This is a genomic window from Agrobacterium sp. lyk4-40-TYG-31, assembly GCF_030209855.1.
Taxonomy (GTDB): Bacteria; Pseudomonadota; Alphaproteobacteria; order Rhizobiales; family Rhizobiaceae; genus Agrobacterium; species Agrobacterium vaccinii.
On sequence record NZ_JARVRE010000002.1, the window covers coordinates 123,629 to 143,205 of the forward strand.

A 19,577-nucleotide genomic window follows, 5' to 3' on the forward strand; every position below is an offset into this window, starting at 1 on the left:
AAATATGGCCTTTCTAATCGTCTAAAATGTCCACACCGAAACCGCCTGTGGCTCCAGCGTTTTTTCGCCCAGCACCATTGTCGCCCCCTCGGGCACCGGCCACGCTTCCGAGCCGTAATTGAAGGCGAAAGTCAGATTGCCACGGCGGCGGATGCGGATGTGGGCGGGGAGAGGCGTGGTTTCCAGACCGGCTTTTTGAGCGGCCAACGCGATCACGTTGGTCAGCAGGGTCTCGTCGGCCCAGCAGGCGAGATAGAGCATGTTGCCGTTTGCCGTCAGTGCAGGATCGCCGTTTGAGAAGCGAGCAAGAACGTTGGATGACGTCTCTACCGTTTCACGCCAGCGGATGGCAGAGCCGGTGACCTCGCCAGATACCGCGTCGGAAAGACCTGGTCGCAGGGTGGAGACCTGTATGACGCGGTTGCCGGTACGCCCGCCGAGCGGTCCGGGTGGCAGGTTTTTGGGAATGACGAAGTTGCGGTCACGCGAGCCGGTGCGTGCGCCGATAAGGATTTGCTCGGTTGCTTCGTTCAGCGCCAGTTCGGTCGCGACATCGACTTCCGTCATGCATGGTACGACGACCAGCGGGTACCCTTCAAGGGAATCTCCTGGCCGTACAAAGTCGATATCCAGACCGAGGCGGCGCAGGCTTTCGTACCAGCGGAAGCAGAGTTCCTCATAGCGGAAATCCTTGCCCTGTGGCTGGATCACCGTCGTCCAGTAGCTCTGGTAATCGAAGACCAATGCAACAGGGGCTTTTCCGCTGTCTGGCAAGGCAGCAAGTGCTTCCAGTTCTGCACCGACCTGTTTCGCTTCCAGCCCGCCCGGTGAAAGCTCGTCCAAGCCGGACATGTTGAGACCGGCGTGCATCTGTTCCTGTGCAAAGGGCGCTTGCCGCCAGCGGAAGTAGCTGACGACTTCTGCGCCGTGGGCCAGCGCCTCCCATGTCCACAAACGTACCATGCCGGGCTTCGGCACCGGGTTCCACGGTGCCCAGTTGACCGGGCCGGGCTGCTGCTCCATGACCCAGAAACGACCGCGTCCGACACCGCGATAGAGGTCGTGGTGGTATGGCGCGATATCGGGATGCGAGGTTTCGGCCCAGCGATTGCGCTCTTCTTCGGTGAACGGAAATTTCTCGACAAAGCCGATCGGGTAGCTGTCCCAGGATGCGAGATCGAGATTATCGCCGACCTTGAAGTGATCGAAATCCGAAACGAAGCCCATGAAATTATGGGTGATCCAGCGTCCCGGCGAATGCTTGCGGATGATTTCGCACTGCATCTTGTCGTAAGCGGCGACCTGATCGGACTGGAAGCGCCAGAAATCGAGGCGGGTCGCCGGATTGGGTTCCGTCACCGTTAAGTTCGGCAGCGAAACATCATCGAAACTCTTCAGCTCCATAGACCAGAAGACCGAGCCCCAGGCTTCGTTTAGCTGATCCGGCGACTGGTAGCGCAGCCGCAGCCATTGCTTGAACTGCTTCAGGTCTTCTGGACCCCAGGAGGCAGTTGTGTCGTGGCAGCCATATTCGTTGTCCGTCTGCCAGCCAGCAAGGCCGGGATGCTCGCCATAACGCTTGGCAATGATCTCGACGATGCGCGCGCTTTCGCGCCACCATGTCTGCGAGGAAAACGTATAGTGGCGGCGCGAGCCGAAACCGCGCACCTTGCCGTCTTCGTCATAAGGCAAGATATCGGGATGCTCATCCACCAGCCATTTCGGCGGCGTGGCGGTCGGCGTTCCCAGGACCACCTTGAGGCCAGCGGCATGGAGCACATCCATCGCTCTATCAAGCCAGCCGAAATCGAATTCCCCGCGGGAAGGCTCAAGCCGCGACCAGGCGAATTCGCCGATGCGGACGAAGGAGATGCCGAGTTCACGCATGCGGCGTGCATCTTCAGTCCAGCGGCTTTCGTCCCAGTGTTCGGGATAGTAACATACACCCAGCATTATCGCGTCAAATCCCCATTGATGATGGCACGGCCTTGCCCGTCGAATACGTGGCATGCCCTAGCATTGATCCCGAGTTTCAGTGTGTCGCCCGGTTTGGCACTGGCCAGACCATCAGCCTTGACGGAGATTTCCGAACCATCGGCCAACTCGACAAAGAACAGCGTTTCGGAGCCGAGATACTCCGCGAGCTTCACGGTGCCTTCGAGAATAACGTCACCCTCACCAGTCGCGCTGATGTGCTCCGGGCGAATGCCGATGGATGCGTCCGTCAGTGATGCTGTGTCAGAACCGTCGAGAGCAAGCGTCACGTGTCCGGGCAGCGTCACAATGATTTTGCCGTTCTCACTCTTTGCCGGGACTTTCAGCACATTCATTTTCGGCGAGCCGATGAAGCCTGCCACGAAGAGGTTGGCTGGGCGGTGATAGAGTTCCAGCGGCGTGCCAACTTGCTCGATCTTTCCAGCAGAGAGAACCACGATCTTGTCGGCCATGGTCATGGCTTCCACCTGATCATGGGTCACGTAGATCATCGTCGCCTTCAGGTCCTGATGCAGCTTGGAAAGTTCGCCACGCATCTGGACGCGCAAGGCGGCATCGAGGTTGGATAGTGGCTCATCGAACAGGAAGACTTCCGGGTTGCGAACGATCGCGCGGCCAATGGCGACGCGCTGGCGCTGACCACCGGAAAGCTGGCCCGGCTTACGTTGCAGCAACGGTTCAAGCTGCAACAATTTGGCGGCGTGGGCTGTGCGCTCGGCGATCATATCCTTGGAATGGCCGGTCATGCGCAGCCCGAAGCCGATGTTCTCAGCCACGGTCATATGCGGATAGAGCGCATAGGACTGGAACACCATGGCGACGCCCCGTTCCGAGGGGCCGATCTTTGTCATGTCCTTGCCGCCGATGGAGAGGGCACCGGAGGTTATTTCCTCAAGACCGGCAATCATTCGCAACAGGGTGGATTTTCCGCAGCCGGAAGGGCCGACGAAGACGCAGAACTCGCCGTCTTTCACGTCGAGATCGACGCCTTTGATGACGCTGAGTGCGCCAAACTCTTTCTTGACGTTGCGCAGGCTTACGTCAGCCATTGGTCTTGCCTCCCTTTGCAGGTTCCAGTTCGAGGAGCAGCGCGCTTTCCGGTTTCAGCATCGGCAATGGCAGGCCTGCAAGGCCAGCGCTGGAAAGCTCGAAGCTGATATCGCCGGAGAGCAGCTTTTTCTGACCCTCGGAGATGCGAATGAATTCCGGCTTGGCCGGGAGCGTGTTGGTGATGGTCCATGTGCCGCCCAGCTGTGTGACGCTTTCCGGCAGTTTCAAAGGTGCAGGTTGCTCGCCCACCATCTGCGGCCCTTGCGCCACGATCACGACGAGCTTTTCCGCCGTGGCTGCGCCCCAGGCATAGCGGCCATCGACAGGCTCCATGCGGAAATTGGCGCCCGGCGCATGCAGAACGCCACGCAGACGCTTGTAGGTCTCGATGTAGAGCTTGAGCTCGTCGCTCTCACCCGCCGTCAGCTCCAGCGGGTTGAGTTCGACGCCGAGATGATAGGCCATCGCCGCCAGCGCCCGGAAGGCCAGAGTGTGGCGGCGTCCCGTCTGGTGGTTGGGGGAGGCGGAGATATGGCTACCGAGAATTTCCGGTGGCACGAAGAGAGACGCGCCGCGTTGAATTTCCAGCCGCTCCAACGCATCTGTGCAGTCCGATGTCCAGACACGGTGGGTGCGGGCCAGAGCGCCGAAATCGATGCGCCCGCCACCTGAGGCGCAGCTTTCGATTTCGACAGTCGGATGCGCGGCGCGCACTCGGTCCATCAACGCATAAACGGCACGGGTTTGAGCCGAAATTTTTGCTTTGCCATCAAGCCCGCCCGCATGGGTCAGGTCTCGGTTCATATCCCACTTCACATAGGAAATGGCATGGTTGGCCAGCACGGCGTCGATCTTGGCAAACAGATAGTCGGAAACTTCCTGCCGTGTCAGGTCGAGCACAAGCTGGGTGCGTGATTGCAGCAGCGGGCGACCATCGATCTGCAAGGCCCAGTCCGGGTGCTTCTGATAAAGCTCGGAAACGGGGTTGATCATCTCAGGCTCGAACCAGATGCCGAACTGCATGCCAAGCCCGGTGACGTGGTCCACAAGTGGCTTCAAACCGTCGGGATATTTGCGGGCATCGATGTCCCAGTCGCCAAGGCTTGTGGTGTCGTCGTCACGCTTGCCGAACCAGCCATCATCCAGCACGAAGCGTTCGATGCCGATCTCCGCCGCAGCCGTTGCCTGCGCCTTCAGAGAGTCCATCTTGTGGTCGAAGTAGTTGCCTTCCCAGGTGTTCAGCGTCACCGGGCGGAAAGACATTTCGCCGCCTGGCCAGTCCAGAAGTTCGCTGCGGACGAAAGCATGAAATGCCTCCGTATCAGGCCCAGCATAGGCAACAGGGCTCTGGTATGTTTCGCCGGTGCCGAGAATAACCTCACCCGGCTCGAACAGCTCACCCATATGGATCAGCCGCTGGCCATCATCGGTGCGGTCTATGACAATATGGTGGTTGCCGCTCCATCCAAGCGTCACGCCGAAACGCTGTCCGGCATTCTCAACTGATATCAATGGAAAACGGTCATGCGATGTGCGCCCACGGCGGCTTTCCTGAGACCAGACGCCGTTGCCGAGAACTTCTTTGCGGGTCTGGAACTCGCGTCCCCACATGCCGGTGAGGCTGGTTAGTTCCGTTTCGCCCGCTGGTATCGCGAATGTTGCTGCCATGCAGCGGTCCAGCTGGTAGCCTGCCTCTCCACGGTTGGTCAGCGCCGTGGACATGGAGATTAGGCCGGACGCATGTTCGGTCAGCGTGACAGCGATATCGATCTTTGTAACGGTATCGAAGCCGCGCAGGATCGTTGTGTTCGCATTGCTTTCCACCGTCCACGAACCGAACTGCAATGTGAAGTCACGGCCTTGACGATGGCCGGTGATGGCTGGCCAACCGAAGAAGCCCATGCCTCCGGTCGGCAGCAGAACCGATGAGGGGACGGCGACGTCCATGCCGTTAATGCGGCTGGAGCGTTCGATATCGAACAAGGCGTCGGGTGCCGTTGCGGCTGATCCGAAAGACAGGATTTCCGGCATTCCGAGTTTTGGTAGGCGCAGGTTGAGCGTAAAGCTGCCTTTACCGATTGTGATGATCTGGCTCATCCTTTTGTCGCTCCCAGTGTCAGTCCGGCAATGAAGTGCTTTTGCATGATGAAGAACATGGCGACAGGTGGCAGCGCGGCGACAAGTGATCCCGCCGAGACCAGATGCCAGGCGGCAACCCATTGTCCGTTCAGCGAATAGAGACCGGCGGTCACCGGCATGGCGTGCTGTCCCTGCACCAGAACCGTGGCCCAGAAGTAGTCATTCCAGACGAAGGTGAAGACTAGTACGGAGAGTGCAGCAATCGCCGGACGCATCAGCGGCAGCACGATGTGGCGGAAAATCTTCCACTCAGAGACGCCTTCGACGCGCGCGGATTCGATCAGCGCGAAGGGCAGGCCCTTGATGAAATTGCGCATGAACAGCGTGCAGAACCCGGTCTGGAAGGCGACGTGGAACAGCACAAGGCCCATGGTCGTGTCGTAAAGACCGGCCCGCAGTGTCATGTCGCGCACCGGCACCATCAGGATCTGGAATGGAATGAAGTTGCCGGCCACGAACATGAAGAACAGCAACAGGTTGGCCTTGAACTTGTAGACCGCCAGCGCAAAGCCGGTGAGGCAGGAGAGCGCGACCGCGCCGATCACGGTCGGGATCGTCACCTTGAACGAGTTCAGGATATAAAGGCCAATAGGCGAATCCCTGAAGACTGCCGTGTAGTTCTCAACGCCTGCAAAACCGGAGGGAATGCCGAAGTAGTTGCCAGCGGCGAAGTCACCGGCCGGTCTGACGGAGGTGATCGCCACGCCGATCAATGGCAGCAGCCAGAGAATGAGCGCAATCGGCAGCACGATCTTATAGCCCCAACGAATGAAAGGTGAGGCTGTCTGAATGGGTGCGGGGAACATCAGGAATTCCTTTCCTGGCTAAGCATGCGCACGATGAAGAGCGTGATGAAGATCATCATGATGAGGAAGAGAACGACGGCGATGGCTGCGCCATAACCCATGCGGAAACCATATTCCGAAAGCGCCTGCTCATACATGAAGTAGGATAGGACGGAGCTCGATCCGTATGGGCCACCAGCGGTCATGACCGACACGAGGTCGAAGGAGCGCAGCGAGCCGATGACGGTGACCACCATAGCGATGAACGTTGCCGGTGCCAGTTGGGGCAGAATGATGTTCCACAACAGCTTGAAACCCTTGGCGCCATCCATGCGCGCGGCTTCAACCTGTTCCGGATTGATGTTGTTGAGGCCGGTCAAATAGAGGATCATGCAATAGGCCGTCTGTGGCCAGAGACCTGCGACGATGATGCCATAGGTCACGTAGTTTTCGTCTGCCAGAATGGCGATCTGCTGGCCGGTCAGCCATTCCAGCAGTTTGGAAAACAGCCCGAAATCCGGCGCGTAGAACCATGTGAACATCAGGCCAACGACGACCTGGCTGATGACGAAGGGGAAGAAGAAGAGCGATTTGTAAAGCCGGATGCCGCGCACATTCTGGTTAAGAAACAGAGCCACCGCCAAGCCCGCCGGAATGGACAGGAGATACAGCACCAGCCAGATGATGTTGTTTTTCAACGAGACGTAGAAGGTATCGTCCTGAAGCAGTTCGGCATAATTGCCAAAACCGATCCAGCTCATCTCGCCCATTCCGTCCCAGTCGTGAAAACTGATCCAGATCGACTCGAAGATGGGCACCAGAACATAGATGACGAACATCAGCAGACCCGGGGCCAGAAACAGCCAGGGCGCTAGTTTTTGCTGATTGCGCTTCCAGAAACTGGGCGATGGTGAAACGGCGTTGCTCACGGCGGCACCTTTTGAAAATATATATAAAATAGCAGCCGGGTGCTTCAGCTATGCCGCTTAAGGCACCCGGCGCTGGGAGGAACGGGTCTTATTTGTAAACGCGCGCGCGGATCTTTTCGAGGCGCGCGAGGATTGCGTCGATCTTGTCAGGCTTGACCATGAACTCCTGGAAGCCTTCCATACCGGCCTTGGCCATTTCCGCCTGCGCATCGCGGTCATAGAACTGTGCGATGGCAGTTGCCTTGGACAGCATGTCGAAGCCAGCTTCGAGGAACGGGTCCGTCGGCTTGTCCGCCTTGTTGTTGACCGGCAGCTGTCCCATCGTCGCGTTCATTTTCGTCTGCGCTTCAGGTGATGCGATGTAGGCGAGGAATTTCTTCGCATCATCCTTGTTCTTGGCACCCTTCGGAATGTGGAACGTATCGGTTGGCGCTTCTTCAGCAACAGGAATGCCGGCAGTGATTTCCGGGAAGGGCAGGAAGCCGATCTGCTCTTCTTTCAGTCCGCCATTCTTGAAGGTGGCAACAGCGAAGTTGCCCATCAGATACATGGCAGCCTTGCCCTGCACCAGCTGAGGAACGGCATCCTGCCAGTCGATGGCGGCATGGTTTTCGATGAAGTAACCCGGCTTGACCAGTTCGGCCCACTTCTCGAACACGGCTTTCACGCGCGGGTCGGTGTAAGGCACCTTGCCGGATGTCAGCTGCATGTGGAAATCGTAACCGTTGACGCGCAGATCGAGATAATCGAACCAGCCAGCCGTTGGCCACAGCGCCTTGGTGCCGATGGTGAATGGCGTGATGCCAGCGTCTTTCAGCTTCTTGGAGGCCGCAACCAGCTCAGCCCAGGTCTTGGGCGGCGTGATGCTTTGGCTCTGGAAGATGTCTTTGCGATAGTAAATGCCCCACTGATAGTAGGTGTAGGGAACGCCCCATTTCTTGCCGTCGATGGTCATGGACGGGGAGGCGGACTTCAACTGGTCTTCCAGACCGTTTGCCGTCCACACATCTGTCACGTCTTCGAAGAGACCAGCCTTGACGAAAGGCTCCATGCGGTTGCCCGCATACCAGGCGACGACATCGGGCGCATCGGCGGTCAGGAAGTTTCGGATGGCGGACTTGTAGCCCTCGTGGTCGAAGTTGTTCCACTTCACCTTCACATCCGGGTTGGCCTTCTGGAAGTCGGCGATCAGCTCTTCCATGGCCTTCTTCGGTACGGGGTCCGAGTGGTCGGAATTGATGGTGATCTCGCCCGCAAAGGCGGATGAAAACAGCGCTGCCGACAGGGCAACTCCGCTGAGGCTTTTAAAAAGGGTCATGTTTTCCTCCCTATGACCGTGACACGTCGCCGTGGAGACTGTGAACCATACGCACGCCCTCCCAAGCCAAATCCAAGTTCGGCTTGAACATCTGACCGAAACCCGCAATAAGCTACCGAAATTCAGGATAGTTTCTCTAGGATTCTAAGATTATGGTGTCCATACAGCTTACTCAGCGTGATGAATCCGTACCGGTGCATCCGGAACACGATCCGCGACATCCGCTGGTTGTCTTCGGTGATCACCGCTTTTGCAGCGGGGAAGCATCGTTCGTGCAGGTCATGACCGGCCCACACATGCACAGCCAGGTCGAGCTCAATTTCGTGCTGGAGGGGCAGATGACCTACTGGTTCGACGGTCGTGAGCTCACCATCGATGCCGGGCGGCTGTGTCTGTTCTGGGGCATGATCCCGCATCAGGTTATTGCCTGCGCGGAAGACACGCGTTTCGTCTGCCTCTATGTGCCGATGTCGTTCTTCCTTGGCCTTGCGAGCCTGACCCGTTTCAGAGATGCCGTATTTCGCGGTGCGATGATCGAGGCGCTGGAGTTGCGCTCCTACGACAATGAAATATTCCAGCGCTGGAGAGACGAACTTCGGTCCGGCGATGAGGGGCTGATCGAAATCGTACGCAACGAACTGGGTGCGCGGGTGCTGCGGATCGAGCGCGACGGATGGCGGGACTTGCGCGAAGAAGGCTCTGCCATCGCCAGTCTTGGCGTCAACGACAGTGAACGCGTTGAACATGTAGAGCGGATGCTACGCTATATCGCCGAGAACGCGCTCAACGATATCTCCGCTGAAGATGTCGGCAAGGATTCCGGCCTCCATCCCAATTATGCGATGTCAGTCTTTAAGCGTGCGGTGGGCATGACCATCAATCAGGCGATTATCCGCCACCGGCTCGATACGGCCCAATCGCTGCTGATCGCCACCGACATACCCATTACCGATGTTGCCTTCGAATCCGGCTTCGGCTCAGTCTCCCGGTTCTACCAGGCATTTTCGCAACGGTTTGCCATGCGGCCAAAGCAGTACCGTGCCAGCATGCGAAGCAAGGCTTAGTGGGACTTTCCTCTTACCGGTTCCGCAGAACGGTGCAGGGGATCGCCGCCGCTTTGATCTGTGCGCAGAGACTGTTGGCTTCCGCGCGGGTTTCACGTCCAATTCTTGCGGCATAGCGTGGCCTGTTTCCAAAATTGCCGCCGCGCTGGCGCACGATCAGCGCTCGCTCCTCGTTCAAGGGTGAGGGCAAACGGGCAACCGCCTGCGTGAACAGCCGGTCAACGACCGTGGGGCGGTAGTGCGCTGAAAGCTGGACGCCCCATGGCGCCCAATCAGCTGATCCGGCGAAAACTGGCTCCTGCATGCGTCTGGTTTCCGCAAGCACGACGCAGGCGGCCTGAAACGGCATGGCGTCATCAAGCTCTGGCGCGGCCACTTTTGGCGGAGCGTCACGCCATGTTTCCACGGGCTGACCGGTGATCGCAAACACGTAGTCGCGTGTCTCTATCGGAAGCCGCGCGTTTGACAGGAAACGCGAGAGCCCGTTTTCACCGGCATTATAGGCGGCAGCAGCGAAGCCAAAATTGCCGAAGCGTGTTTTGAGCTCTTTCAGGTATGCCGCCGACGTATCGAGTGCGTCGATCACGTCGAAGCTGTTCGTCAGTCCCCGGCTTCGGGCGGTAGACGGTATGAACTGTGCGATGCCTTCGGCGCCCTTGTGGCTGACAGCCTCCGGGCGGAAAAGGCTTTCACGCCAGATCAGCCGCGCAAAATAGGCTGCGGGCACATCGTGCTCCCGAGCAAAGTGCTCGATGGTGCTGCAAAGATCGGCATTGAAGCTTGCCTTGCGTATGCAGATGGGGTGCGGCCCACGGTTTCGCTCATAGAGACAAGCTGCGTCGCTGTCCTCGGCGGCGATGGCACGGTCAGCGGACATGCTCGGTACGCCGACTGCCATACTGATGGCAGAGACAAGGGCTATATGTTTGATATTCATGCTGATTGTTGCGCGCCCGTGCTGGAAAAATGCCAACTCAATCTACCACGGAATGGTCGTGCCGTCATAGGCGATGAAGGAGCCTGACTTATCGGGGGTCAGCGCATCGAGTGCCGAAAGAATAGATGCCGCTGCTTCCTGCGCGCTCACCGTCGGATGACCGCTGGCGTAGGGATTTGACAGCGGCGTGCGAACGGTTCCAGGATGAATGGCGGTGAGAACCATCTCGGGATGCGTCCGCGCATATTCTATCGAGGCGGTTCTGACGATCTGGTTGAGAGCGGCTTTCGATGCCCTGTAGGATATCCACCCGCCCAACCTGTTATCACCGATGGAGCCGACGCGGGCAGAGAGAAACGCGGCGACCGACCGCGTCTTGCGATCCATCAGCGGAAGAAAGTGTTTGGCGACCAGCGCCGGGCCAACGGCGTTTATGCTGAACTGCCGCATCATCACGTCAGGATCGAGCTGCCGCAATGACTTCTCCGGCGGGTGACCATCGACACCGAGTACGCCAGTTGCGCAGATCAATAGCTGAAACGGCTTGCCTCGTAGCGCTTCCGCCGCTGCCTGCACCGAGGTTTCGTCCGTTAGATCGAGTGCCGTTGCGGTTCGGGATAGGGGATACAGCGAACCGAAATGTGGCTCTGCGCGCAGCCTGTCGCACAGTGCCGAGCCGATGCCGCCGCTGGCGCCAACGACGACGGCACCGAAGCCTGAGGGGAGGGAGGCGAGGAGGGCATCTGCTTTTGTGTTCATGGTTCCATGAACGCTTTCATGCGGTCGATGTTCAAGCGGAAAGTCGCTTTCGGCCACATATAAAGATTATCTAATGTCTGGAACATGACGGAAGGGAACTTCGATGACGCAATTCTGTTTGAGGAGGGCACCAGTTCGCGTTGCGTCACGGGATTTATCGCGCATATGACACCTAAAATCGCCATCATTGGATCCGGCCCAACGGGCATCTACACGTTGAAGGGCTTGGTCGGCAAATCCGAGCCTCTTTCCATCACGATTTTCGAAAGCGAAACCGATCCCGGCAAGGGTACGCCATACCACCCTGCCTTGAACGACCGGGCCATGCTGTCCAACATCGCCAGCATAGAATTGCCGCCGGTCTGCGAGAGCCTGATGCAGTGGCTCCTTCGCCAGACGGATGAAGAGTTGCAGCAGCTCGGTGTGGAACGAGGCCAGATCAATGAGCGCGAATTCTACCCACGCGTCGTACTAGGTGAATTCTTCTTTTCGCAGTTCTCGCAGTTGCTGGAAATCGGCACTGCCAATGGACACACTATTGAGGTGAAGGCGTCGCACCGGGTTGCCGACATCGAATTGAGACCCACTGATATCCGTTTGACCGTGACCGCACCGGAAGGCGAAGCGCTCGAATTTGCGTTCGATCACGTGGTGATGGCGACCGGACACGACTTTCCAGAAACAACCGAGATCAAGCCGGGATATTACGTCTCGCCATGGCCAGCGCCTGTGTTGAAATCCATCAAGCCCGGGAAGGTCGGCATTCTCGGAACGTCGTTGAGCGGTATCGATGCACTGATCACCGTCGCTACGGCACACGGCACCTTTCTTCTCGATGAGCAGGGCGATCTTCAATATCATCCCTCACCCGATACCGAAGCGTTGCACGTCACGATGATGTCGCGCAAGGGTATCCTGCCCGAAGCCGATTTCTATTGCGAAATTCCCTATCGCCCGCTTCAGTTCTGCACGGAGGCGGCGATCCAGAATGCGATCGCGACCCGGCGCAATGATCTCTTGGATGCGGTGTTTGATCTCTTCAAGGCCGAACTCATTTTCTGCGATCCCGATTACGCAGCCCGGATCGGCCTCTCACAGCTGAGCGTTGAAACAGTTTCCAAAGCCTATTTTCAGGACCGCGAGACCACGCAGCCTTTCGTCTGGGCAGCGCTCAATCTCGCTGAAGCGGACGCCAATAAGGCTAATCAATATACGGTCGAATGGCGTTATGCGATCCTGCGAATGCATGAGGTGATCGCGTTGGCGATACCGCATCTCAACGAACGGGACCTGAAGCGGTTTCACAGTCACTTCAAGACCGTCTTCGTAGATGATTACGCAACGGTGCCGCACGCGTCCATCCGCCGTCTTCTGGCCCTTCATCGCGCCGGGAAGCTGGATATTCTCGCACTGGGCAACGATAACGACATCGATAACGATGCGGTCGAGCGCGGTGCGATCGTTCGCAGCAAGGGGCAGGAATATCAGTTCGATGATTTCATCGACGCGACCGGTCAGCACACATTGTCGGCGCGGGATATTCCCTTCGAGACGCTGAAGAAACAGGGCGTCATGCGCAAGGCGACGACCAGTGCGACCACGACGCTGATTGGTTTCGAGGATCAATTGGTTCGAACGGGCGGCGTCGATCTGGATGATAAATTCAGACCTATCTTCCAGGATAACCTGACCAACAAACTCTATTGCGGGTCGATTGCGTTTCTGTTGCACAAGTTGCCCTTCGTGCAGGGCATCACCAGCGCTCGCGACATCGGCTATACCGTTTCGCAGGCCATTCTTGAAACGACGGAAGCGCCCGCACTGTCGGCAGCCTGATCATCTGTCCAGCAGATAGGCGCTGTCACCTACCGTGACGGTGCCCGCCTGTTCGACTGTGCCATAGATGCCGAAGTTCCGCCTGTTTTGACGGAGAATGGCCCTTAAGATATCGGCATTTTCGGCAACGCCCGGCTGGGAAATAAGCGTCAGTCCGCATCGTTTCGTTTCTTCACTGGCGCGTGTGATGAACTCATGGCCAAGCAACAAAGAACGCCCGAGCCAGGTCTTTTCGCGAAATTCTTTTGTTCCAGACGTGCGCAGAACAATCGTCGGGCGGAACCGCTTGCTCTCTATGGTGTCGATGCCGACAAAACCGGCGAGATGTTCCATGGAACTTGTCGTAATCAGGTGAAGCGGACTTGGTTCGTAGCGATTGACCGCTATCGCAGACGAGTTTGCCGCCTTGGCCTTCGCGTATGGCATGACGGCCGCGTCAAAACCGAAATGGTCTGACAGTCTCTCGCCAATCTCGGCCATTGTGACGGGAAGCCATTGCCCATCGGGAAAGCCGATCTCCGTCGCGCGCCCGTTCAGACGGGCGTGAAGAAACAGCGCTGGTCGCCACCGTTCTTCTCTCTCAGGTGCGGCGACCTGGCTGGTTATCCGGTCAACGACGCACCAGTTTCGGTCGCCTTCTATACCATCTGTACCGATTTCGACGGATGTCAGTTGTTCCCCACCAAGCGAGCTGACTGGATAGCGCCAGATTTCTTCGACCGTCCCCAATTGTGTCAATGCTGTTCCGATCTCTTTGCCCGTTTCGCAAATAGGGAACTGAGCTGAGGGCGGCTGGTTCCATTGGCTGGATGCGACCAGCGTCAGTTCTCGGCCACGAGATGGCCGGGTGATACTTCACGAAACACAGGTGGCGTAACGCTGTAATCGACCGGGCGGATCGGGCTTTTCAATTCCTCGATGGCGGCGGCACTTTTGAGCCTGCGGCGATCCGGGTCTGGCACGGGCACCGCTGACATGAGACGTTTTGTGTAGGCATGTTGCGGATTGCCGAATACCGCCGCACGGGGTCCGATTTCCACGATTTCTCCCAGATACATAACCGCCACCCGGTGACTGACCCGTTCGACCACGGCGATGTCGTGGCTGATAAATAGGAATGCCAAATCCAGGCTTTGCTGCAAATCGAGCATCAGATTGATGACCTGCGCCTTGATCGAGACATCCAGTGCTGACACGCTTTCGTCCGCGACAATGACCTTCGGTTTCAGCGCCAGTGCACGGGCAATGCAAACCCGCTGGCGCTGGCCGCCGGAAAATTCATGCGGGTAGCGTTTTGCCATGTCCGGCGTCAGGCCAACCTTTTTCAGCATGTCGGCAACGACGTCCTTCGCCTGCTTTTTGTCGCCCATCTTATGTTCGAGGAAAGGTTCGGCGATGGCGGCACCCACGGTCATGCGCGGGTTCAAAGAGGCAAACGGGTCCTGAAAGATCATCTGCACGGACTTGCGCATCTCACGCATGTCCTTCTTGTCCAGCTTGAGCACGTCCCGGCCTTCAACGAGAACCGAGCCGCTGCCGGGCTCAATCAGCCGCATGATGGCGCGACCGGTGGTGGACTTGCCGCAGCCGGATTCACCGACGAGAGACAGTGTTTCACCAGCGTAGAGATCGAATGAAACATTCTCCACCGCATGGACGCGGCCCGTGACTGTGCCGAATAGGCCGGAATGGATATCGAAGCGCTTGGTCAGGTTTTTGACCTGCAACACCGGTTGCCCCTTGGCCACCGTATCACCAACCTCCACGGGAACATCGGATTCGCCCGTCAACACATTGACGACCGGAAAGCGCCGGGGGCGCTGATAATCCTGCATCGAGCCCAGCACCGGCACCGCTGATAGCAGCGCGCGCGTATAGGGATGCTGGCCGCGGTGGAAGATGTCCGTCGTCGCGCCGGTTTCCACCTGCTCGCCCTGATACATCACGACGGTTCTGTCCGCGATTTCTGCGACCACGCCCATGTCGTGGGTGATGAACAGAACGGAGGTGCCTTCCTCCTCCTGCAACGTCTTGATAAGATCAAGGATTTGGCCCTGGATGGTCACGTCGAGAGCAGTCGTCGGTTCATCGGCGATCAGCAGCTTCGGCTTTGTCGCCAGTGCCATGGCAATCATCACGCGCTGGCGCATGCCGCCGGAAAAGCGGTGCGGGTACTCATCGAAACGCGAGGCGGCGGAGGGTATCCGCACCTTTTCGAGAATGCGGATGGTTTCAGCTCTGGCATCGCGTTTGCTCATCGGCGAATGGCACAACAAAGCCTCGGAAATCTGGTCGCCGATGGTGAAGAGCGGATTGAGGCTCGTCATCGGCTCCTGAAAAATCATCGCGACATCATTGCCGCGCACCTTGCGCATTTCGTGTTCAGGCAACGACAGAAGATCGCGCCCTTCCAGCATGACCTTGCCTTCGATGCGGCTGGTGTCTGGCTGCAACAGCCGCATGATCGACAAGGAGGTGACCGATTTGCCCGAGCCGCTCTCCCCGACGATTGCCACCGTTTCACCGGGTCCAACCGTAAAGGAGATATCGCGAACGACCGGCTTCCACTTGCCGTCGACCATGAACGACGTCCGCAGCTTTTCAACCGACAGGACCGGATCGTTGGCCGGAATGATCTTGGCTGCGGTGTTCATCGGCGTTCCCTTGTTATTTAGGTGTCTTCACTCTGGCTCTTTTTCCGCCAGAGTGCGGCAGTTGACTATGACAGAAGACCCCTCCCAACCCTCCCCACAAGGGGGAGGGCTTAACCTGGCCTCACCTACGAGACTCAATTGAGACAAGGTCGATGCCGCTCGTTTTCTCCCCCCTTGTGGGGGAGATGGCCGACAGGCCAGAGGGGGACTTTTCTTAAACTCAGTCCGGCCACTTCAACGCGCCGTTAAAGCGGTGACGGCTCAGATCCTCGAAGGGGGTCGCGATGATTTCGTTGGAGGCGCGGGCCTTGTCCAGTTCCTCGGCCAGCCGTGAGGCCACAATGGTTTCCTGACCGGGATGCAGGTTGCAGGGGTCGAGGTAGAAGTAGTTATGCTCGACCTCATGGTCGCGCACGATGATCGGCTGCGGGCCGGAGCGCAGTGCTGCGGCCAGATCCCAAGCGGTGATGTGGGCTTCCTGCGCCGAGATGATCACGCGCATGCGGTCCAGCGGGTTGTTGGTCGGATCGGGCTCGATCAAGGCTGTCACGCCGGGGCGGTTCGCCAGCGTCTGTGCCCACAGGTTCAGATAGCCGGTTTCGCGTTCGCGAATGCCCGCGTGGTCGCGCTTTTCCCAAGCCTCCAATGCGGCCATAACGCCGTAAATGCTTTCCTTGCCGACCTTCATGCCGCGACCGATGCCCATGTTTTGCAGGAAGGCATTGCGAACAAGCTCCTTTTTACCTGCAACGATGCCCGATGTCGGCCCGCCCAGAAACTTGTGGCCGGAATAAAGCGCGATATCTGCGCCCTGCTCGATGAAGAGCTTGAGATCATATTCGGAAGCCGCATCAACGATGACCGGCACGCCCTTGGCGTGGGCGATTTCCACGAATTCCTTGAGGTGGAGCAGGCCGTAATTCACGACATGGTGGGAGACGACGTAAACGGCGGCTGCCGTGTTTTCGGTAATGGCGTTTTCCATGTGATAGCGGTGCGTGGATGTTGCCTGCCCGATCATGACCACCTTGCCACCGGCGAGGCGAATGGACTGATCGACCGGGGCGCCGTAGCTCACCACATGGCCCATCTGAATGAGAACCTCGTTCTTCGGCGTCGTGGTTTCGGGAAGCCTCTCGATAGCCAAAAGGTCTGGACCGGTGATAGTACCCGCAACGGCAAGGCTGATGCCGGAGGAGCACGAAGCCGTCACAAATCCTGCTTCGGCACCCGTCAGCCGCGCGATGATGGCGCTTGCCTTGCGCTGAAGATCGTTGATCTCGACGAATTGCGGCAGGATCGCTGCCATGGCGGCAACCGCTTCCGGCACGACGATGGAGGCCCCGAGGCTGGTCATGGTGCCTGAGACGTTGATCACCGGGCGAAGGCCGAGCTTTGTTCTGAGGTCGTCGGACATTATCATTCTCCAGTCTGGGAACCGGTGCTTCCGGTTCTGATTTGGGTTGCCCTGCACAGGCCTATGCCATAGTAATGCAATAGGTTCTTTAACATGCGGGAGCGTTTTCTTGGGTTTGAACACATCATTGGACGTTGCCTCCGACGATCTTCCTGCGGTCGAAACCGAGGGCAAAGCGCGTCGGTCTCGCGTCAGCGGCATCGACAGAGCCTTGCAGGTCATCGATTATCTCTACGAGACAGGCGCGCCCGCCGGGGCCTATGCGATTGCCAAGGCAGTCAAGGCGCCGCTGTCCACCGTCTACGTCATCATCGATGACCTCGTGGAAAAGAACATGCTGGCCCGCAATGCCGATGGCATGATCTGGCTTGGATCGCGTCTCTATCATTATGGCCTCGCCTACGCCCGCTCGCTCGATTTCATGAGTGTGGCCACCCATGAGATGCACGATCTTTGCCGAGAAGCCGGTGAGACCGTTCAGGTTTGCGGCCGTGATGCCGAGCATATGTTGGTGCTGGCCATGGCCGAGGGCCCGAGCCATTTTCAGGTCGCGTCCCGTGTCGGTACCCGCGTGCCGCTGAACTGGACAGCATCCGGTCGCCTGCTTGTCGGCCATATGCCCGAGGCAGAGCGGATCGACCTGTTCAAACGCGGCGCCCGCATTTCTCCCACTGGTCGCGCGACAATCGATGCGGCGTCCCTGTCGGATGCGGCTCGCAAGGCGTTCGAGGAGCGGCTGTCGATCCAGGCGGGGGAGTCCGACTATTCCGTTGCCTGCATTGCATCGCCGATCGTGGACAGCCGGGGAGACTGCGTGGCGACGATTTCCATCGTGCTTCCCGAACAGAAGATCGTTGCCGACAAGTCCGGCTACGCCGACCGCGTCAAGGCGTCTGCTGCTCGTATCGAAAAACTGATGGGTTGGCGCAACCACTGACCGTCTCCCTACGCGTGCAACGCGACGATCGCTTCGATCTCGACCGTGATATTGCCGGGAAGCGAACCGAAGCCAACGGCGGAGCGGGCATGCTGGCCCGCCTCGCCGAAGACAGCGTTGAAAAGATCCGAGCAGCCGTTGATCACCAGCGGATGGTCCAGAAAATCAGGCGCAGCATTGACCATGCCGAGCAGTTTCACCACCCGCCTGACGCGGGACAAATCACCCAACGCATCATGCATGACAGACAGCAGGTTGATGCCAGTCAACCGTGCATCGGAATAGGCCTTGTCCGGTGAAACATCCGTGCCGACCTTTCCGGTGTGCAGGAAACCGTCAGCCTCACGAGGGCCTTGTCCCGACAGGTAGAGTATATTGCCTTCGATGACATGCGTCACAAAGTTGGCAATCGGTGGCGCTGGTGGCGGCAGTTCGATGCCGAGCGCGGCAAGCCGGTCATAAGGCGTTTGCGCCTTCGCTTCTGACTTGATCGGGGACTGGGTCACGCAAACTCCTGTGTCATGCGAAATAATCTTCGTGTCTGGCAGCGCTCAGCGGTAGGAATAACCGTGGCTGTGGCGAACCAGTTTGCGGGCGCGGGGAATGTAGCGGCTGGCGACGGTCGCTTCCGCGCCGATCACCGCATAGCGCGGCTCGAACAGTTGCTTCAGCTGCGAGACATCGCCGTTGGAATCGGTCGCTTCGAGATCGGAATCGATGACATCGAAGATCGTGAAATCGGCGCGCGCACCGACCGACAAGCGGTTTTGCATGTCGAGCTTGATGACCTCTGCCGGGGCGTGGGTCACGGCATTGACGACCTTGTCGAAGGGCATGCCGACCGACATCAGCTTCGACATCGTCGTTGCCAGATCCCACACCGGGAAATTCATGGAATGGCCGTGCAAATCGGTCGAGATCGAATGGGGCAGCAGACCACGGGCAATGGCCGCTTCCGCAACCTTGAACGAGAAGGAGGCTCCACCGTGGCCGATATCGAGCCGCACACCTTCGGACGCACAGCGTTCGGCCAGATTGAACAGGTCCTCATCTTCCATGATTGATGACCCTGCCTTGCCGTTGAAGCAGTGCGTGACGACATCGCCGGGACCGAGGATTTCCAGCACCTCGTCATAGAGCGCTGGCGGTTCGCCGACATGCACCATCATCGGAATCTTCAGTATCTTGGCGATCTTCTTGCCGAGCTTGACGGGCGTAACGCCCCAGGAGCCGGTGATGACGTGGCTGGCGCGGACCTTCAGGCCAACGATGTGCTCGCTGTTTTCGGCGTAGCATTCAAGGATGCGATCAAGATCGATGTCCCTGATGTCGCGCAGTTCCGCCACGCGATTGCAGGCGACGAGACCGATTGAGCCGAGGTTGAGGAAGGCCTTGATACGTTCCTTGGAGGGCTCGATGATGTATTCGCGGAAGCCATGAAAATTGGCTTCGCCGGCAGAACCTGCATCAACCAGCGTGGTTACGCCACGTTCCGCGCCGCACTCGGACGGGCGGATCGAGATGTCAGTACCGCCGTGCCAGATGTGAACGTGCAGATCGACCCAGCCCGGAGAAACCCAGGCCCCCTTGCCGTCGATGCGGGTGGCATCTGCAGGTGCGTCGATAGACGGGCCGATGGCGGCGATCTTGCCGTCTGCACCGACCAGGATATCCGTCGCGCCTGAGTGTGTGGTTTCACCGAATGCCATCGGCTTGACGTTGGTGAGGAGGAGCGGCTTTGCGTTTTCGCCGGTCAT

Annotated in this window: 16 protein-coding genes; 3 read left to right on the top strand and 13 right to left on the bottom strand. The window is 58.5% G+C overall.

Annotated features, from left to right (window positions below; genetic code table 11):
- Positions 1 to 21 precede the first annotated feature (21 nt).
- From QRN55_RS01365 to QRN55_RS01390, 6 genes are all read right to left on the bottom strand, one after another.
- A complete protein-coding gene (locus tag QRN55_RS01365) occupies positions 22 to 1,953 on the bottom strand; it encodes a beta-galactosidase (RefSeq protein WP_284774183.1) in 1,932 nt (643 codons plus the stop codon).
- Positions 1,953 to 3,044: an ABC transporter ATP-binding protein gene (locus QRN55_RS01370; protein ID WP_284774184.1), complete on the bottom strand. Its 1,092-nt coding sequence runs from the start codon at positions 3,042 to 3,044 to the stop codon at positions 1,953 to 1,955. Before QRN55_RS01370 ends, QRN55_RS01365 begins: the two co-directional genes overlap by 1 nt.
- Entirely contained in the window at positions 3,037 to 5,142 is a 2,106-nt protein-coding gene (locus QRN55_RS01375; RefSeq protein ID WP_284774186.1) for an alpha-galactosidase, read from the bottom strand. The genes QRN55_RS01370 and QRN55_RS01375 overlap by 8 nt, the downstream gene beginning before the upstream one ends.
- Positions 5,139 to 5,990, bottom strand: a complete 852-nt coding sequence (locus QRN55_RS01380; protein ID WP_284774188.1) for a carbohydrate ABC transporter permease — start codon at positions 5,988 to 5,990, stop codon at positions 5,139 to 5,141. Before QRN55_RS01380 ends, QRN55_RS01375 begins: the two co-directional genes overlap by 4 nt.
- Positions 5,990 to 6,898, bottom strand: coding sequence for a carbohydrate ABC transporter permease (locus tag QRN55_RS01385; protein WP_111839551.1), 909 nt, complete (start codon positions 6,896 to 6,898; stop codon positions 5,990 to 5,992). Before QRN55_RS01385 ends, QRN55_RS01380 begins: the two co-directional genes overlap by 1 nt.
- 88 nt (positions 6,899 to 6,986) lie before the next feature.
- Positions 6,987 to 8,216 carry an ABC transporter substrate-binding protein gene (locus QRN55_RS01390; protein ID WP_284774190.1) on the bottom strand — a complete coding sequence of 410 codons (1,230 nt, stop codon included), beginning with the start codon at positions 8,214 to 8,216 and terminating at the stop codon, positions 6,987 to 6,989.
- A 152-nt stretch (positions 8,217 to 8,368) separates the two neighbouring features.
- On the opposite strand from QRN55_RS01390, the gene QRN55_RS01395 reads away from it, so the two are divergent.
- Positions 8,369 to 9,280, top strand: coding sequence for a helix-turn-helix domain-containing protein (locus tag QRN55_RS01395; protein WP_284774192.1), 912 nt, complete (start codon positions 8,369 to 8,371; stop codon positions 9,278 to 9,280).
- Between the two features lie 13 nt (positions 9,281 to 9,293).
- On the opposite strand, the gene QRN55_RS01400 is transcribed toward QRN55_RS01395, so the two are convergent.
- The gene (locus QRN55_RS01400) at positions 9,294 to 10,178 is read right to left on the bottom strand and encodes a transglycosylase SLT domain-containing protein (protein ID WP_502871278.1); all 885 of its coding nucleotides are present in this window, start codon (positions 10,176 to 10,178) and stop codon (positions 9,294 to 9,296) included.
- Positions 10,179 to 10,259: 81 nt separating this feature from the next.
- The gene (locus QRN55_RS01405) at positions 10,260 to 10,976 is read right to left on the bottom strand and encodes an SDR family NAD(P)-dependent oxidoreductase (RefSeq protein ID WP_284774196.1); all 717 of its coding nucleotides are present in this window, start codon (positions 10,974 to 10,976) and stop codon (positions 10,260 to 10,262) included.
- A 165-nt stretch (positions 10,977 to 11,141) separates the two neighbouring features.
- Here QRN55_RS01405 and QRN55_RS01410 point away from each other — a divergent pair, with 165 nt between their 5' ends.
- Positions 11,142 to 12,812: an FAD/NAD(P)-binding protein gene (locus QRN55_RS01410; protein WP_284774198.1), complete on the top strand. Its 1,671-nt coding sequence runs from the start codon at positions 11,142 to 11,144 to the stop codon at positions 12,810 to 12,812.
- On the opposite strand, the gene QRN55_RS01415 is transcribed toward QRN55_RS01410, so the two are convergent.
- The 3 genes from QRN55_RS01415 to QRN55_RS01425 all read right to left on the bottom strand — a co-directional run bounded on the left by QRN55_RS01415 (position 12,813) and on the right by QRN55_RS01425 (position 16,883).
- On the bottom strand, positions 12,813 to 13,550 hold the full coding sequence (locus QRN55_RS01415; protein ID WP_284774200.1) for an MOSC domain-containing protein: 738 nt from the start codon (positions 13,548 to 13,550) through the stop codon (positions 12,813 to 12,815).
- A gap of 83 nt (positions 13,551 to 13,633) precedes the next feature.
- The gene (locus QRN55_RS01420; RefSeq protein WP_284774201.1) at positions 13,634 to 15,466 is read right to left on the bottom strand and encodes an ABC transporter ATP-binding protein; all 1,833 of its coding nucleotides are present in this window, start codon (positions 15,464 to 15,466) and stop codon (positions 13,634 to 13,636) included.
- Between the two features lie 220 nt (positions 15,467 to 15,686).
- On the bottom strand, positions 15,687 to 16,883 hold the full coding sequence (locus QRN55_RS01425) for an aminotransferase class V-fold PLP-dependent enzyme (RefSeq protein WP_284774203.1): 1,197 nt from the start codon (positions 16,881 to 16,883) through the stop codon (positions 15,687 to 15,689).
- Positions 16,884 to 17,010: 127 nt separating this feature from the next.
- Here QRN55_RS01425 and QRN55_RS01430 point away from each other — a divergent pair, with 127 nt between their 5' ends.
- Positions 17,011 to 17,820, top strand: a complete 810-nt coding sequence (locus tag QRN55_RS01430; protein WP_284774735.1) for an IclR family transcriptional regulator — start codon at positions 17,011 to 17,013, stop codon at positions 17,818 to 17,820.
- An 8-nt stretch (positions 17,821 to 17,828) separates the two neighbouring features.
- On the opposite strand, the gene QRN55_RS01435 is transcribed toward QRN55_RS01430, so the two are convergent.
- Together QRN55_RS01435 and QRN55_RS01440 are read right to left on the bottom strand one after the other, a co-directional pair.
- Entirely contained in the window at positions 17,829 to 18,326 is a 498-nt protein-coding gene (locus QRN55_RS01435; protein WP_284774206.1) for a RidA family protein, read from the bottom strand.
- Between the two features lie 45 nt (positions 18,327 to 18,371).
- On the bottom strand, positions 18,372 to 19,577 hold the full coding sequence (locus QRN55_RS01440) for an amidohydrolase/deacetylase family metallohydrolase (RefSeq protein ID WP_284774208.1): 1,206 nt from the start codon (positions 19,575 to 19,577) through the stop codon (positions 18,372 to 18,374).